Annotated in this window: 18 protein-coding genes; 8 read left to right on the forward strand and 10 right to left on the reverse strand. The window is 46.3% G+C overall.

Annotated features, from left to right (window positions below):
* The first annotated feature begins 2 nt into the window (after positions 1 to 2).
* From pdxA to Q4Q52_RS09960, 5 genes are all read left to right on the forward strand, one after another.
* Positions 3 to 989, forward strand: a complete 987-nt coding sequence (pdxA, locus tag Q4Q52_RS09940; protein WP_311889521.1) for a 4-hydroxythreonine-4-phosphate dehydrogenase PdxA — start codon at positions 3 to 5, stop codon at positions 987 to 989.
* Between the two features lie 15 nt (positions 990 to 1,004).
* A complete protein-coding gene (gene rsmA / locus Q4Q52_RS09945) occupies positions 1,005 to 1,811 on the forward strand; it encodes a 16S rRNA (adenine(1518)-N(6)/adenine(1519)-N(6))-dimethyltransferase RsmA (RefSeq protein ID WP_006085825.1) in 807 nt (268 codons plus the stop codon).
* 48 nt (positions 1,812 to 1,859) lie between these two features.
* Positions 1,860 to 2,240, forward strand: coding sequence for a Co2+/Mg2+ efflux protein ApaG (apaG, locus tag Q4Q52_RS09950; RefSeq protein ID WP_311990513.1), 381 nt, complete (start codon positions 1,860 to 1,862; stop codon positions 2,238 to 2,240).
* A 21-nt stretch (positions 2,241 to 2,261) separates the two neighbouring features.
* Entirely contained in the window at positions 2,262 to 3,086 is an 825-nt protein-coding gene (locus tag Q4Q52_RS09955) for a symmetrical bis(5'-nucleosyl)-tetraphosphatase (protein ID WP_311990514.1), read from the forward strand.
* A 96-nt stretch (positions 3,087 to 3,182) separates the two neighbouring features.
* Positions 3,183 to 5,204: a methyl-accepting chemotaxis protein gene (locus tag Q4Q52_RS09960; RefSeq protein WP_259522828.1), complete on the forward strand. Its 2,022-nt coding sequence runs from the start codon at positions 3,183 to 3,185 to the stop codon at positions 5,202 to 5,204.
* A 309-nt stretch (positions 5,205 to 5,513) separates the two neighbouring features.
* On the opposite strand, the gene Q4Q52_RS09965 is transcribed toward Q4Q52_RS09960, so the two are convergent.
* From Q4Q52_RS09965 to rplU, 7 genes are all read right to left on the reverse strand, one after another.
* Positions 5,514 to 5,927, reverse strand: a complete 414-nt coding sequence (locus Q4Q52_RS09965; protein WP_006080534.1) for a DUF3718 domain-containing protein — start codon at positions 5,925 to 5,927, stop codon at positions 5,514 to 5,516.
* Positions 5,928 to 6,149: 222 nt separating this feature from the next.
* The gene (gene folA, locus Q4Q52_RS09970; protein WP_006085830.1) at positions 6,150 to 6,632 is read right to left on the reverse strand and encodes a type 3 dihydrofolate reductase; all 483 of its coding nucleotides are present in this window, start codon (positions 6,630 to 6,632) and stop codon (positions 6,150 to 6,152) included.
* A 27-nt stretch (positions 6,633 to 6,659) separates the two neighbouring features.
* Positions 6,660 to 7,133 (reverse strand): threonine/serine exporter family protein, encoded by a 474-nt coding sequence (locus Q4Q52_RS09975; protein ID WP_311898960.1) that lies wholly within the window; start codon positions 7,131 to 7,133, stop codon positions 6,660 to 6,662.
* Positions 7,130 to 7,891, reverse strand: coding sequence for a threonine/serine exporter family protein (locus tag Q4Q52_RS09980; protein WP_311989066.1), 762 nt, complete (start codon positions 7,889 to 7,891; stop codon positions 7,130 to 7,132). The genes Q4Q52_RS09975 and Q4Q52_RS09980 overlap by 4 nt, the downstream gene beginning before the upstream one ends.
* Positions 7,892 to 7,918: 27 nt before the next feature.
* The gene (gene cgtA, locus Q4Q52_RS09985; protein ID WP_311989067.1) at positions 7,919 to 9,088 is read right to left on the reverse strand and encodes an Obg family GTPase CgtA; all 1,170 of its coding nucleotides are present in this window, start codon (positions 9,086 to 9,088) and stop codon (positions 7,919 to 7,921) included.
* A gap of 214 nt (positions 9,089 to 9,302) precedes the next feature.
* On the reverse strand, positions 9,303 to 9,557 hold the full coding sequence (gene rpmA, locus Q4Q52_RS09990; protein WP_006080527.1) for a 50S ribosomal protein L27: 255 nt from the start codon (positions 9,555 to 9,557) through the stop codon (positions 9,303 to 9,305).
* Between the two features lie 14 nt (positions 9,558 to 9,571).
* Entirely contained in the window at positions 9,572 to 9,883 is a 312-nt protein-coding gene (gene rplU / locus Q4Q52_RS09995; protein ID WP_006080526.1) for a 50S ribosomal protein L21, read from the reverse strand.
* 271 nt (positions 9,884 to 10,154) lie between these two features.
* Between rplU and ispB the strand changes: the two genes are divergently transcribed.
* Entirely contained in the window at positions 10,155 to 11,126 is a 972-nt protein-coding gene (gene ispB / locus Q4Q52_RS10000) for an octaprenyl diphosphate synthase (protein WP_037391117.1), read from the forward strand.
* Positions 11,127 to 11,210: 84 nt separating this feature from the next.
* On the opposite strand, the gene ung is transcribed toward ispB, so the two are convergent.
* On the reverse strand, positions 11,211 to 11,876 hold the full coding sequence (ung, locus tag Q4Q52_RS10005; protein WP_115335329.1) for a uracil-DNA glycosylase: 666 nt from the start codon (positions 11,874 to 11,876) through the stop codon (positions 11,211 to 11,213).
* A 187-nt stretch (positions 11,877 to 12,063) separates the two neighbouring features.
* Here ung and Q4Q52_RS10010 point away from each other — a divergent pair, with 187 nt between their 5' ends.
* Positions 12,064 to 12,627: a Tfp pilus assembly protein FimT/FimU gene (locus Q4Q52_RS10010; RefSeq protein ID WP_006080520.1), complete on the forward strand. Its 564-nt coding sequence runs from the start codon at positions 12,064 to 12,066 to the stop codon at positions 12,625 to 12,627.
* Between the two features lie 72 nt (positions 12,628 to 12,699).
* On the forward strand, positions 12,700 to 13,020 hold the full coding sequence (locus Q4Q52_RS10015; RefSeq protein ID WP_106649673.1) for a DUF3144 domain-containing protein: 321 nt from the start codon (positions 12,700 to 12,702) through the stop codon (positions 13,018 to 13,020).
* 89 nt (positions 13,021 to 13,109) lie between these two features.
* On the opposite strand, the gene Q4Q52_RS10020 is transcribed toward Q4Q52_RS10015, so the two are convergent.
* Both Q4Q52_RS10020 and Q4Q52_RS10025 read right to left on the reverse strand, forming a co-directional pair.
* A complete protein-coding gene (locus Q4Q52_RS10020; protein WP_220777044.1) occupies positions 13,110 to 13,724 on the reverse strand; it encodes a LysE family translocator in 615 nt (204 codons plus the stop codon).
* A 133-nt stretch (positions 13,725 to 13,857) separates the two neighbouring features.
* Positions 13,858 to 15,399 carry a S10 family serine carboxypeptidase-like protein gene (locus Q4Q52_RS10025; RefSeq protein WP_311989068.1) on the reverse strand — a complete coding sequence of 514 codons (1,542 nt, stop codon included), beginning with the start codon at positions 15,397 to 15,399 and terminating at the stop codon, positions 13,858 to 13,860.
* Between the last annotated feature and the right edge of the window lie 44 nt (positions 15,400 to 15,443).

The following is a 15,443-nucleotide window of genomic DNA, read 5'->3' on the forward strand; positions in this document are numbered from 1 at the left end:
AATTGAGCACTAAACGTATTGCCGTTACCCCAGGTGAACCCGCAGGTATTGGCCCCGATTTAGTCGTACAACTCGCTCAGCAGGCTTGGCCTGCTGAGTTAGTCGTTTGTGCGGATCCAGAATTATTAACCAGCCGTGCTAAACGACTCGGTTTGCAAGTGACTTTCCGCCCTTACCTGCCAAATCAAGCGCCTAAACCGCAAGAAGCGGGCACATTAACCATTGCCCCCTTCAAGCTAGTGACCGAATCGATTTGCGGTCAGCTCGATGAGCAAAACAGCACTTATGTAGTTGAAACCTTGCGTTATGCGGGCGAGAAAAACATGAGCGGCGAGTTTGATGCTGTCGTGACAGGTCCGGTACACAAAGGCATTATCAATCAAGCGGGTATTTCCTTTAGTGGCCATACTGAGTTTTTTGCCCATCAAGCAAATTGCCCAGATGTGGTGATGATGCTGGCAACGCCGGGATTACAAGTGGCACTCGTGACCACACATATTCCACTGGCCTATGTTGCAAAAGCGATAACGCGTCAACGCCTACAGCATATTATCAAGATTTTACATGCCGATCTCATCAGCAAATTTGGCATAGTTTCACCGAAGATTTATGTTTGCGGCCTTAATCCACACGCAGGTGAAGACGGCCATTTAGGGCGTGAAGAAATCGACGTGATTATTCCTGCTCTCAACGAGTTGCGAGAAGAGTTCCAGATGAATATTGTCGGCCCATTACCCGCCGATACCCTGTTCCAACCTAAATATTTACAGGACGCCGATGTCGTCTTGGCCATGTACCATGACCAAGGACTTCCCGTTCTCAAGTCACAAGGATTTGGCAAATCGGTAAACATCACCTTAGGTTTACCCTATATTCGTACCTCGGTTGACCATGGTACGGCGCTCGATCTCGCGGGTACAGGCAAAGCCGATATTGGCAGCTTTGTGTGTGCTCTGAATAAAGCCATTGAGTTATCCTCAAAGAACTAAACGATTACATTATTAATGAGCAACAAAGTACATTTAGGCCACACGGCCAGAAAGCGTTTCGGACAAAACTTCCTTACCGACGGTAATGTGATTGACCGCATTGTGGGCGCAATTGCCCCCGATAATCACCATGTGATGGTCGAAATCGGCCCAGGCCTTGGTGCCTTAACCGAACCCGTAGCCGAAGCTGTAGATAACCTGACCGTCGTCGAACTTGACCGCGATCTAGTTGAACGCTTACATCATCACCCAGTCCTTAAAGATAAACTGACCATTCACCAAGGTGATGCACTGCAGTTTGATTTTGGTCAACTGAGTGTGCCTGGCAAAAAGATGAAAGTGTTTGGTAACTTACCTTACAACATTTCAACGCCGCTGATGTTCCACCTGTTCGAATTTGCCGAACAGATTGAAACCATGCACTTCATGCTGCAAAAAGAAGTGGTACTGCGTTTATCGGCAAGCCCAGGCTGTAAAGCCTATGGCCGTTTAACGGTAATGGCGCAATACTTCTGCCAAGTGGTTCCGGTTCTTGAAGTGCCGCCCCACAGCTTTACGCCCGCGCCTAAGGTCGACTCAGCAGTCGTACGCTTATTGCCATACGCTGTAAAGCCGTTCCCTTGCAAAGATGTGACCGTACTACGTCATCTTTGTACTACGGCGTTCAACATGCGTCGTAAGACTCTGCGTAATAACTTAAAGCACATGTTATCTGACGATGAGTTCGAGCAATTAGGGATTGACTCAAGTCAACGCCCAGAGCAGATTAGCGTGCAACAGTATGTTGCTATGGCTAACATGGTTTGTGATAAAAAAGCATAAATATATCAGGGCACTTAGGTGCCCTTATACCAAAGCCTAGGAACAAGAATGAGCGCATTGGACACCTCCATTCGGGTTGAAGTTAAAACTGAATATATAGAGCAGCAGTCCTCGCCCGAGGATGAAAAATACCTCTTCAGCTATACCATCACTATCATCAATTTAGGTGAACAGGCGGCTAAACTCGAAACCCGTCACTGGATAATCACAGATGCCAATGGCAATATCAGTGAAGTTCAAGGCGCCGGAGTTGTCGGTGAAACACCAACCATAGCGCCAAATACCGCCTATCAATACACCAGTGGCACAGTGCTCGATACCCCCCTTGGCATAATGCATGGCACTTATGGTATGGTCAGCGAATCGGGTGAGCATTTCCAAGCGACGATCCGTCCCTTCCGTTTAGCGACCCCAGGCTTACTACATTAATATCATTAGGAAAGGGGTACCGTGGCGCATTATTTTGTTGGTGATATTCAAGGCTGTTTCGCTGAATTACAAAAATTACTCGCTAAGGTCGATTTTAATCCCTCCCGTGATGAACTCTGGGCTGTAGGTGATCTTGTTGCTCGCGGACCAGATTCCTTAGCTACACTACGTTTTTTTCGTTCTTTAGGTGATTCCGCTAAAACGGTTTTAGGCAATCACGATCTCCACTTAATGGCGTTACACGGCAAGCTCAAACGCGCTAAGCCCAGCGATAATTTAACTGAAATTCTTGAATCGCCCGATATTTCAGCCTCAATTGACTGGCTGAGACAGCAACCCCTAATGCGTGAATTACCCGAATACCAACTCATCATGAGTCATGCGGGTGTACCACCGCAGTGGTCGCTTGAAGTATTAAGAGAAGAAGCCGCACTCGTCAGTTGCGCACTTAAACAAGATGATTATCTTGAGGCACTGATAAGCCAAATGTATTCGGATAGTGCCGAACAATGGGACCCAAGTGCAATTGGCATAGAGCGCCTACGTTACTGCATCAACGCATTAACACGCATGCGCTACCTCTATGTCGATGGCCGACTCGATTTTGACTGTAAACAACCTCCTGAAAACTGTACTAATCCACAACTCAAACCTTGGTTTGAGTTTGCTTCGCCCCTGCGCCAGAGTCACACCTTGGTTTTCGGCCATTGGGCAGCACTGATGGGCAATATCGGCGATACTAAATTAAAGGCTTTAGATACAGGTTGTTGCTGGGGTGAACACTTAACCCTATGGCATCTTGAAAAAGACCAAAAAATTACCCAAAAAAAGTTAAAAAAGAGTTAAACTAAAACAGCTTAAAGTCGATAACAGACTGAGCCGCCTAACCCTGAAATCGCCCTGTTTTCATTTGGAAAAATATAATAAAAATCGGAGTATCCTATGAAATTTAACGTAGCCACCAGAGTGATTGGCGGTTTTGGTATTGTCACGCTTTTGCTCGTGGTGCTGGGATTTACATCCTACCTCACCAACAACAGCCTAAAAGCCAGCTCGGCGATGATGCAAGAATTAAGCTTGCCAGCGCTTAAGTCGACCACTCACCTCAGTGAAACCTTGAGCGAGCAACAAAGACAAATCCTGATTGCTTATCACACGCCTAAATCGGCCAATATTCCCAGTATTCGTAAAGTGTTCGATGATCATGGCACTCAGTTCAAAAACGAAATAGCCAATGTCACTCAATTAGTGAAAAGTCAGCCAGCGCTCTCCTCCTTAATCAGTCAATTAAGCGGTAGCTTCTCAACCTTTGAGCAAGACAGCCTTGCCATGATCGCCGAACGTGAAGCTTCATTAAGCAAGCAAGAACAGTTAGTTAATCTAAAGAAAAAACTCGAAAATGCCGCCGATGATGCCTCATCGGAACTGCTCGATATTGTTGATTTAGAAAGCAGTCAAAATCCCGATGAGCAAAGTCTGGCCGCGTCAGCCAGCGCGATTGATACTAGCCTCGGGAATATCATCACCACTATCGCAGATTTAGTCACCAATGAAGAAGACAGTAAACATGAACTGATCTCTAAAGAACTTGACTACATTATCAGCGAAACCAAGAACAAACTTGAATATGTGAATCGTCACGGTCAAGGTATCGTCGATGCGGATACCTTAAGTTCAGTCACTAAAGATATTGAAAAAGTTTTAGCGCTCGTTACCGGCCCGCAATCTATGTTGCAGCTGAAATCGAGCCAGCTTTCCCATGCTAAAGAAGCTGTGCTCAAACTCGCTATTATCGAAAAAGACGTGAAAGTTATTAATTCCAACATGGATGATGTGAGTAATAACATCGAACTTGTTGCCGCAAACATGAGCAACGACACCATAGCTAAGATTGACTCTGCTAGCATACAAACAATGATTGTGGTGTTAGTTGCCATTGTTGTCGCTGTCATTGTGAGTTTTGCTGTAGTGAACCCGCTCAAACGCTCACTCAGCCAAGTGAACAATGCCCTTAACGTCTTAGCCTCAGGCAACCTTACCCATAAGCTGGATGACTCTGGACACGATGAATTTGCGGAGCTAGCGAAAAACTGCAACCGTCTCGTCGATAGCTTACGCAGTTTGATTATCGGTATCTTGGATAGGTCGAACCAACTGGCCGCGGCAGCTGAACAAACGTCAGCAATCACAGCGCAAACCACCTCAGGTATTCAAGAACAAAAAAGCCAAGTGGACCAAGTGGCCACTGCAACCACAGAACTGAGCTCTAGCGCGCAACAAGTGTCGTTAAGTGCCGATCAAGCCCTTGAGCAAATCAAGCAAGCCGACCAAGAAACTCAGCATATGCGCGCCATTGCCGAAGAGAACAAACTGACTATTTTGGCTTTAGCCGATGAAGTGGCAAAGGCAGGCGTTGTGATCAATAAAGTGCAGTCTGATAGCGCCTCAATTGGCTCAATTTTGGATGTGATCCGTGGCATTGCAGAGCAGACTAACCTACTCGCCCTTAACGCCGCCATTGAAGCTGCTAGAGCCGGTGAACAAGGTCGTGGTTTTGCGGTAGTTGCCGATGAAGTCCGTAGCTTAGCCTCACGTACTCAAGTATCGACCCGAGAGATCCAACAGATGATCGAAGTGTTGCAACAAGGTGCAGAGCAAGCCGTTGCCGCCATGGATATGGGACGTGCTCAGGCAAATGCCTGTGTTGAAAAAACTGAGCAAGCCAACATTGCCCTCGAAACCATTAGCCAGTCTGTGCATAAGGCCTATGACTCAGGCACTCATATCGCCCATGCTGCTCAAGAGCAGAATTTAGTGAGTCAGCAAGTGTCTGAGAAACTGGAGCATATTGCTGCCATTTCGGAAGAAACGGCTATCGGCGCAGATCAAACGGCTCAGTCTAGCCATCAAGTCGCCAAACTAGCCGAAGAGCTTCAAGCCTCAGTCGGCGAATTTAGAGTCTAAATGTTAATTGCTAAAATCTTCTAAACCAAGGGTCGCTTAGCGGCCCTTTTTTTGCGCCAAATTTACTTTCCCTATCATACCAATCACTCGGTCTGACCGACTTAGTGCAAATTAGGGCCATAAAAAATGCCGAACTTAAGTTCGGCATTTTTTCTGATTCAAGGCAAGATGTTTAATGCAAAGCGCTTAATACTAGACTCTTAACGCTAATGGCTTAAACCAATTGCTTAATACTCGTCACTTAATATTACTAAGCTGCAAATAGAGCTAAAGTGCCGCTAGTTCGGTGCAACGAGTCCAGCTCAGCGATTACTCTTCTTCGCCGCCCGCAGCAGCGCCAAGACGCTCTTTCACTGCAGCAGTGATAGGGCTATCACCATGACCGTTTGCTTCAGCCCAAGCTTGGATAGTCATACCATCGGCTTCAGCGACACTCAGTTCCGTCACTGACAAACGTTTAGCCACAAACTCACCGGCATCATTAGCACTCGCGCCGTAAGCGGTACGCAATAGACTTGCGCCATCGCAACTGATGCCACTGTAAATCTGACGTAGCTTAACGCGGCTTTCTTTTAATTTTTTACGTAAGCGGTTTTTATCGTTAGCTTTGACGTAATCGCAAATACTCGCGACAAGTGGATCAACGCCCGCAACAGCAGGGGTTGGTACAGTGATATAGCTAAATCCAATTAACGCAGCCAAGGCTACAGGCATAAGACGCATCCGATACTCCTTAATACTTTCTTATAGTTTTATTATCAATTTTGTATGGGCTGCATCTCGTCTCTCAAGGGTATTGACCTCTTGGCTTTAGCTCTCGTTCGAAATCTAGGATAACGAAATCGGCTATCTCTTCTTTCCGTGAAAACTAAATGTCCGATATGATGCAATACGTTAGATAAACTGACGTCCCATACACACAGGGTACACAACAGAGGCTGCAATTTAACATTTTTTTACCAAATTGATAAAGCGATATTCCAAACCATCCGCATTTATACTAGACAAAGATTCCGTTTCTTTCCAAGTTCCGTCATCCCAATGGGGGAAAAATGTATCGCCCTCAACCTCTAGCTTGATTTGCGTCAAATATAAGGTATCTGCGTAAGGTAATAACTCGGCATAAAGCTGTCCGCCACCAATCACCACTAACTCTTCACACTCGCCGGCGGCTTGTTTGGCTGCATCAAAAGAGGTCACACAAGTCACGCCCTCAATGACGAGATCCGTTTGACGTGAAATCACTATATTATGTCGACCAGGAAGGGGTCTACCAATGGACTCAAAGGTCTTACGCCCCATCACCACAGGCTTACCTAAAGTCATGGCTTTAAAGTGACGTAAATCTTCAGGAAGATGCCATGGCATTTTATTCTCTTTCCCTATGACTCGATTGTTTGCCATCGCGGCTATCATAGCAATGCGCATGCTCACTCCTGTTTTATTGAAATAGAATTATTGAATGACGGGGCGGGTTCTGAAATACAGCAAGCTCGGCATGGCTAGCCCCACAGCTAACGCCCCGAGAATAAAGACGGTTTTGAGGCCATTACTAATCACTTGTGCCGTCAGCTCAGGACTCACCTGCGACTGGGCAGTCAATTGCACTAAGGCAATGACAGTATTAAAAGCATAAGTACCTGGGATCATAGGAATAATGGCGGCGACAGCATACATTAAAGGGGGGGCTAAGTGGCGTTTTCCAAACCCTATGGTAATAATCCCGACGATAGCAGCCGCGGCAAAGGTGGCCCACTCAATTGGTAAACCAAACTGTAGCATTAAGGTGCGCGAGCTATGACCAATGGCTCCCGCTATAGCGCAATAGGCAAGAAATCGTTTAGGAACATTAAACACCATAGCAAATCCTACGGCGGGGATTGCTGAGAAAAAAGCATCGTGCAGCAGCGTTATCAGTAATTCCATCATAGGAAAATCCCGCCGATCTGCATCGCGATCGTAATCCCTATGACCGAAGAAACGGTCAATAAGGTCGCATGGCCCCAACGGGAAATGCCGACATTCATATGCCCTTTCACCATATCCGATATCGCATTGATCATCGGAAAACCAGGCACTAGCATTAGCACACTCGCTGCCATTGCTGCCTTAGGGGTTTCACTCAATTCAAACACATAGCCCGTTTGAGCCAACATGCTGGTGACAAAAGCGGTGACGGCAAAGTTAATCAATAAATTAAAATGCCGTTTAGCAATCGCTAAACGTACTGACATACCCACTGCTGCGGCAAAAAAGGTAATCACACACGAGATAAGATCACCATTAAACAGGTGACAAAAACTAGCACAAGACACGCCAATCATGAAGACAACTAAGCTTGGAGGATAGCTTTTAGGCTCAATCCGCGCCAAACGTTTACGCACTTCATTGGGGCCATACAGCCCTTTTTCAGCTAATAAACAGATGCGTTGCAATTCACAAACTATGGTCATATTAATGCCATGCTCACGAATGCGACGAGTCGTAGTGATGCATCGACCATGAACCAAACTGGTTAATACGAGGGAATTGGAGGAAATGGAGAGTTCTACGCTGGCAAGGCCTAAAGCCTGACCTAGACGCTGGCTGATTTCTTCAACTAAATCAGATTCTGCGCCGTAGGCCAGTAGCAATTGTGCAGCACGCACAACTTGCCGAGTAATATCATTTTGAGTATCTGCGTACACTGAACTCTCAAAATTAGGACGGTAAGATTATCTCTGGTAAATAACTTCTACGTCGTAGTCATCATCATCAAAGTCGTCGTCATCATCTTCATCAACATAGTCTTCATTTACAGAATCTAAGTTAGCTTGATGATAATTATCCCACTTGAACTCTACTTCACTGTCTGGGTCGATTTCATTGTCTTCTGGTGGCAGGCTCGCAATATAATCGAGGAGCTTTAATGCCAACTCATTAGTGCCGTCGCGGTTGTAGGCAGAAATCGTGTAAACGTCACCTTCCCAACCCATTTCTTTAACGATACGGTCAACCTTTTCTTGCAGCTCTTCTTCGAGCAGCAAATCGGTTTTGTTAAAGACTAACCAACGCGGCTTGCTCGCCAACTTTGGAGAATATTTCTCAAGCTCACCAACAATAGCGCGCGCAGACTCAACCGGATCGGTTCCGTCAATCGGCTCAATATCGATGATGTGCAGTAGAATACGACAACGCTCAAGATGCTTTAAGAAGCGAATACCTAAACCCGCACCATCGGCAGCACCTTCGATAAGACCTGGAATATCCGCAATCACAAAGCTTTGACCAGGACGTGGATTAACCACACCTAAGTTAGGCACTAGTGTTGTAAACGGATAATCAGCCACTTTCGGCGTTGCACGGGAAACCGCACGAATGAATGTCGACTTACCCGCGTTAGGCATGCCAAGCAAACCAACGTCAGCCAGCAGTAACAACTCTAATTTAAGGCTACGCACTTCACCCGGTGTTCCTAACGTCTTTTGACGTGGGGCACGGTTAGTACTGCTCTTAAAACGGGTGTTACCTAAACCATGGAAACCACCTTTGGCAACCAATAGCTTTTGACCGTGGGTCGTTAAATCCCCAAGGACTTCTTCAGTATCATGATCGACCGCGCGAGTACCAACAGGAACTTTTAAGATCAGATCTTTACCGCTGTGACCGGTACAATCACGGCCACGACCATTTTCGCCACGTTCAGCCATGTGAAAACGTTCAAAACGGAACTCGATCAAAGTGTTGAAGTTTTCGTCAGCTTGCAGGAAAACACTGCCGCCGTCGCCACCATCACCACCATCAGGACCACCATCAGGTACATACTTTTCGCGCCTAAAGCTAACACAACCGCTACCGCCGTCGCCTGCTTCGACCCTAATTACTGCCTCATCGACAAACTTCATACTTACTCCTGGCACCACTGAATGAAGCAATTATACCGTCTAACTTCATTGGTCGCCAAAAAACTCGAGATACTTTGCTCCCAATCTTACCTGTCAATGCTCATTCTTGGTAATCATTTACCAACTCAAGCATCTACACGGCGTAAATAGAAGCACAAAAAACAGAAAGCCCCACCAATGGCGGGGCTTTAACAGTATAAGCTAGGTTCGAAAATTAAGCTTCGATGCTAATAAACTTACGGTTATTAGCGCCTTTAACTTCGAATTTCACTTTACCGTCAGTCAGAGCAAACAGAGTATGGTCACGACCAATACCTACGTTTACACCAGCGTGGAATTTAGTACCACGTTGACGAACGATAATGTTACCAGCTAGAACTGATTCACCGCCAAAGCGCTTAACACCTAGACGTTTACTTTCTGAATCGCGGCCGTTACGAGTAGAACCGCCAGCTTTTTTATGTGCCATGAGTTAGACTCCTATTATGCGTTGATAGCAGTAATTTTAACTTCAGTGAACCACTGACGGTGGCCCATTTTCTTGTCGTGATGCTTACGACGACGGAACTTAACGATAGTTACTTTATCGCCACGACCGTGACTTACAACTTCAGCAACGACTTTACCGCCAGCTACTAAAGGAGCACCAACATGCACTGTTTCGCCATCAGCGATCAAAAGAACTTGATCGAATTCGATAGTTTCACCAGTTGCAACTTCTAACTTTTCTAAACGAACAGTGTGGCCTTCGGCTACACGGTGTTGTTTACCACCACTTTGAAAAACAGCGTACATAGCTATTTTACTCCAATTCCTAACACGCGGGCTCATTCTTGGATGAGGCAGGGTGCTATAAAAACTTTATTGACAATGGGCGCGGAGTTTACGCGAAGAATCTAACTCTGGCAAGCCCTAATTAGGAAAGAATAAAAAAAGACCGGATTAACTCTCACATTAGTTGAGCTAGTGCTGTCATATGTCAGAATTTTAGGTAAAATTCATTTCATTATAACACGTGAGCCTAAACAGGGGCCGGTACGTAATGACCCCACAACCAGAGTCTACTATGGATTTAAACGCTATTCGTCAACTGGCTGACACTGATATGCAAGCAGTCAATCAGCTGATATATAAACAGCTTGAATCAGATGTCGCCCTAATTAATCAATTAGGTTTTTACATTATTAATGGTGGTGGTAAACGTCTTCGTCCTCTGCTGTCGGTATTAGCCGCACGTGCGGTGAGCTACGAAGGCGAAGCGCATCTTAAGCTAGCGGCGATTATTGAGTTTATCCATACGGCCTCATTGCTCCACGATGATGTAGTTGATGAATCGACATTGCGCCGCGGACGAGAAACCGCCAACGCACTGTTCGGCAATAGCGCCAGCGTGCTGGTCGGGGATTTTCTTTATACCCGTTCATTCCAGATGATGACTGAACTCGACAGCATGAAAGTGCTCAGAGTGTTAGCGGATACCACGAACGTGTTGGCCGAGGGCGAAGTCTTACAACTGATGAATTGCAACGATCCTGATACCACAGAAGAAAGCTATATGCGGGTCATTTATTGTAAAACAGCTAAGTTGTTTGAAGCGGCTACTCTGCTTGCGGGTGTGTTAGCGGGTGCGACGCCAGAGCAAGAAACCGCCTTAGGTAACTATGGTAAGTATCTTGGTACCGCCTTCCAGCTTACCGACGATTTACTCGACTATACCGCCGACAGTGATGAGCTAGGCAAAAACATAGGTGATGACCTTGCTGAAGGTAAACCAACTCTGCCACTCATCTATGCCATTGCCCATGGCACAGACGAAGAGAAACACCTCATACGTCAAGCAATTGAGCAAGGCGATGGTACACAGGCCATAGATAAAATAGTGGCAGCACTGCACCATTGCGGCGCGTTAAACTACACCCAGCAAAAAGCGATTGAAGAATCAGAGAAAGCCATCGAGGCATTATCGATTCTACCCGACAGCGACTACAAGCAAGCCTTAGTTGCGCTAGCTAAGATTTCGGTCGACCGTAATCATTGATTACTCGCTAATTCATTTTTAGCCCAAAGAAAAGGTCTTACTCAGTAAGACCTTTTTTATTGCCTCAAACCCGCAACCCTAAGATTAAACCTGCCAGCGGATCGGCGCCTCGCCCCGCTCAAGTAATAATTGATTCACTTGAGAAAAATGCCCACAGCCAAAAAAACCCCGATAGGCCGATAAAGGTGAAGGATGCGGCCCAGTAAGCACTTGATGTTGCGGTGCGTTAATCACTTGACCTTTTTTGATGGCATGACTGCCCCAAAGCACGAAGATAATCGGCTGAGTCTGGCGATTTAATAATTCCAGCACGGCAGTCGTAAACACTTCCCAACCCGCTTTGGCATGGGAGTGCGCCTTGCCTTGCTCAACGGTCAGCACCGTATTGAGCATTAATATCCCCTGCTCCGCCCATGCGGATAAATCCCCGTGGGATGGAATGGTAAAGCCATCAATATCTGTCGCTAATTCCTTGTACATATTGGCTAAGGAAGGCGGCGGTTTAATACCGCGTTTGACCGAAAAGCATAAACCATGGGCTTGATCTGGGCCGTGATAGGGATCTTGGCCAATCAATACCACTTTAACCTTTTCAAGCGGAGTCATAGTAAAAGCATTAAAAACATCGGCTTCGGGGGGATAAACCACTTTCCCAGCCCTACGTTCATTGTCTACAAATGCACTTAGTTGCTGAAAATAAGGCAAAGCCCTTTGCTCATCGATAAATGTTTGCCATGTCGCCTGAGTCACGATTTTACTTCCTCAATCCTATTATCGGGTTAGCTTAAAAGCCCTGCTGTAGAATGGCAAGTTTGAAGGTTATGCTTGTCGATAAGTGATAAGGCTATGTTTGCAGTGTTTCGCTTTAAGACTTTCAATTTAAAACATTCGAATTTAAATGCTATAGTGCGCCCATTCTCGCACTGTCTAATACGCCATGATGATCCAACATTCTGATAAATTGATACAACGACATCAAACGGGTTTCACCTTAATAGAGCTTGTGGTGGTCATCATAGTGCTCGGTATTTTAGCGGTAGTGGCCCTGCCAAAATTTATCAATGTGCAGCAAGATGCGCAAATCGCCACAGTCAAAGCCGCAGGCGGTGGCTTTAAGTCAGCCATTAATCTGGCCCGCTCCGTTTGGGCGGTAAAAGTGGGCTCAGGTCCAAAAGAAGACTTACCCGTATTTGGCACTGCGCAATCTGAACAAGTGGATTTTAACGCCTTCGGCTGGCCTGCACAGCACTATATCTTTGGTAATGAAGCCTCACCGTCGCTTGATAATGTCGAAGACTGTATCTCGGTATGGGAAGTATTATTCCAAAATACCCAACCGAGTGTCTCGCGCTTAAATGTTGATGCGACAGAAACCGACTACAAAGCCAGTTATACCAATCCTGGCCAGTGCACTTATTTCTATCGAACAAACGACAAACTCTCGATCAGTTATGACTCCCAAACCGGAGTCGTCATTACCGACACAGATCCCAATAGTTAATGCCTGACGATTCCTTCTTACGTCAATTAAGTTAGAATCGAACTTTAATCTGTTACTTTTAGAGTGAACGCCATGACCGACACGAGCAACACCACCATTTACGAACTTGCCGATCAGTTTATTGCCTTAGCCAATCAGCTAAGTCAACAAGAAGCAGATGTAGGTAAAGTGGGCACGGCACTGCGTTTTGCCGCGGCACGTTTTAACGCCTTCGAAGCCGCAATTAAATCAGCGGATCTCGGCGCCGAGAAAGAAAGCGCATTAGAATGGTTTAGCAGTGAATTCAAAGAAATGCTGAGTGACAACTTAGACGATCACATCGCGAATCCGCCAATTCTCCAAGAAGCGGTGGCAGAAGAGACCGACAATTCAGTGCAAATGTTTAAAGGCTAAGCATGCCTTTCATGCATAGCGAAAACATAAAAAACGCCATCGATTGATGGCGTTTTTGTTTGTTGAAACAGATGACCTGCAATCAATAACTAAAGCGTGTATACCACGCGGAATGCCAGCAGTATCAACACCACGCCGGACAACTTATCAATTAACCCTGCCTTTTCCCGTAGTTTAGGCAACACGCTTGAGTGGGATAACAATAAAGCGATAAGCGTATACCAAAGTCCATCGACCACTAAAGGGGTAAAAACGATTAAAGCTTTAGCCGTCATGCTGTCGGCCACCATCACGAATTGGCTGAATAACGCGAGGAAAAACAGCATGATTTTAGGATTAAATAAGGAAATGGCGATACCATCACGAGCTGCTGTCAAGGTATCTGTCGCCTCCCCTGCGGCCAATTTAGCTTGCATACCGCCCTTGGAACGCAGCGCCTGAACTCCCATCCAAGCCAGATACAAAGCACCGAGAATCGCAATGCCATTAAAGACTAAGGGCGCCTTTTTAAGTACAACCGCTAAGCCGAGTAACGTCACCAACGCATAAATCCCAATGCCTATCGAATGTGCCCACGCACACACTATGCCCTTGCCCCGTCCACCGCCTAAGGTATGGCGCACCACCATAGCTAAACTTGGGCCCGGCGACATAGCCCCCAAACAACAAATAGCCAATAAACCTAACCAAGTACTAAAACTCATTGAACACACCTTACGCCGAATAAAAAGGCCCCATTGATGTAGATAAACTCTGGGGCCTTAACTTGTTTGCTATTCTAGCATCGCGCCATTAAGGCGTTAACGCTAATCAATCCGTTTGTCGATAAATTAACGGCTATTTAGGCTGATAAAAAGCACGGATATCCTTCACTAACTGGGTTAAAGATTCGGGCTCAACGTACATCATGTGCCCCGCTTTATAGTAATGCATACTCACACGACTATTATCTATGCCGTTATCGGCAAAGGTATTTTCGGTGGCAAAAAATGGTGTCGCAAAGTCAAAGTAACCGTTGCCGACAAAAATCCGCAGATCTTTGTTCTCACGCTGCGCTTGACCAAGATAAGGCGCGACGTTGACATAGTGCATCTGCTTACCGCTGATATTCCAGTTCCAGCCCCGGTTCACATCAACGGAAAGTACATTGAAAGGACGAGATAAGGTCACGCCCAAATCGTCATACAGATATTGATGCATGGCAGCCGTATAAGCACCATCAATCCCATAACCTGATGGGTCATCGTCGGTTGAGTCGCCGCCACTGTCGTAGTCTTTACCTGTGTAGCGGCTGTCTAAGCGTCCTATCGTCAAATCTTGCTCTCTGAGCAGCTCCTTAGTGTATCGACTGGCGCTCACGCGCAAATTAACACGATCTAAATAGTGCTCACTTAAACCCGTAAAGCGCGCCAAGCTTTGACGTACAGCTTGATATGCCTCGGGTGTTAAGCGGCTGCCTTGCAACAACGCGAGGGCATAATCTTTGATCGCAAACTGGCGCGCCTCCTCAATAAAAGCCTCCAGCCCTAAAGCTTTATCCGTAGCGCTGACTTTATTATGGTAAAAAGCCGTCGCCGCCATGGTCGGTAAAAAACCAATGTATGGTTGATTATTACCCGGTTGGTAGCGGGCATGACTAAAATCGAGAATGGATGAAATCAGCATAATTCCATTGACCGAAATGTCAGTCCAACCGCCCTGCAATTCATTCACAAGTGCTGCCGCGCGGGTAGTTCCGTAACTCTCGCCGGCCAAATATTTAGGGGAGTTCCAACGTTTATGCTCAATCAACCAGCGGCGAATAAACTCGGCAATCGACTGGGCATCTTCTTTCACGCCCCAAAAATCCGCACCTTTTTTATCGCCTAAGGCGCGGCTAAAACCAGTACCTACGGGATCGATGAACACGAGATCGGACTCATCAAGCATAGAGTAATCGTTTGATTCAATACGATAAGGTGCTGCGCCATCGTCCTTTGCATCCGGCACCACCACACGTTTAGGACCAAATAAGCCCATGTGCAACCAGAGCGAGGCCGAGCCCGGACCGCCGTTAAAAATAAAGGTTACGGGGCGTTTGTTGCTGTCTTTAACATCGTCACGTAAATAGGTAATAGAGAAAATACTCGCCAGCGGTTCGTCTTTATCATCCTTTAAAATAGTCTCGCCACTTATCGCTTGATAACTGACTTTTTGCCCTTGAATCGTCATCTTATGCTCGGTTTTAACCACCTCAGGGACAAGCTTGTCGGCTTTATCTTCGGCCTTTTTGGCGGGTTCGGCATAGCTCAGGCTCGAGCAGAATATGATCAACGGCAACAGTAATAATGACCAAAGCGGCCTAGCCGACGAGCGTCGACGCGATAGTAAAGGTGTCATCTTATTTCCTTTTATTTTTGTTATAGCGGTAACTATCATCTTGC

The organism is Shewanella sp. SP1S2-4 (assembly GCF_031932075.1).
GTDB lineage: Bacteria > Pseudomonadota > Gammaproteobacteria > Enterobacterales > Shewanellaceae > Shewanella > Shewanella baltica.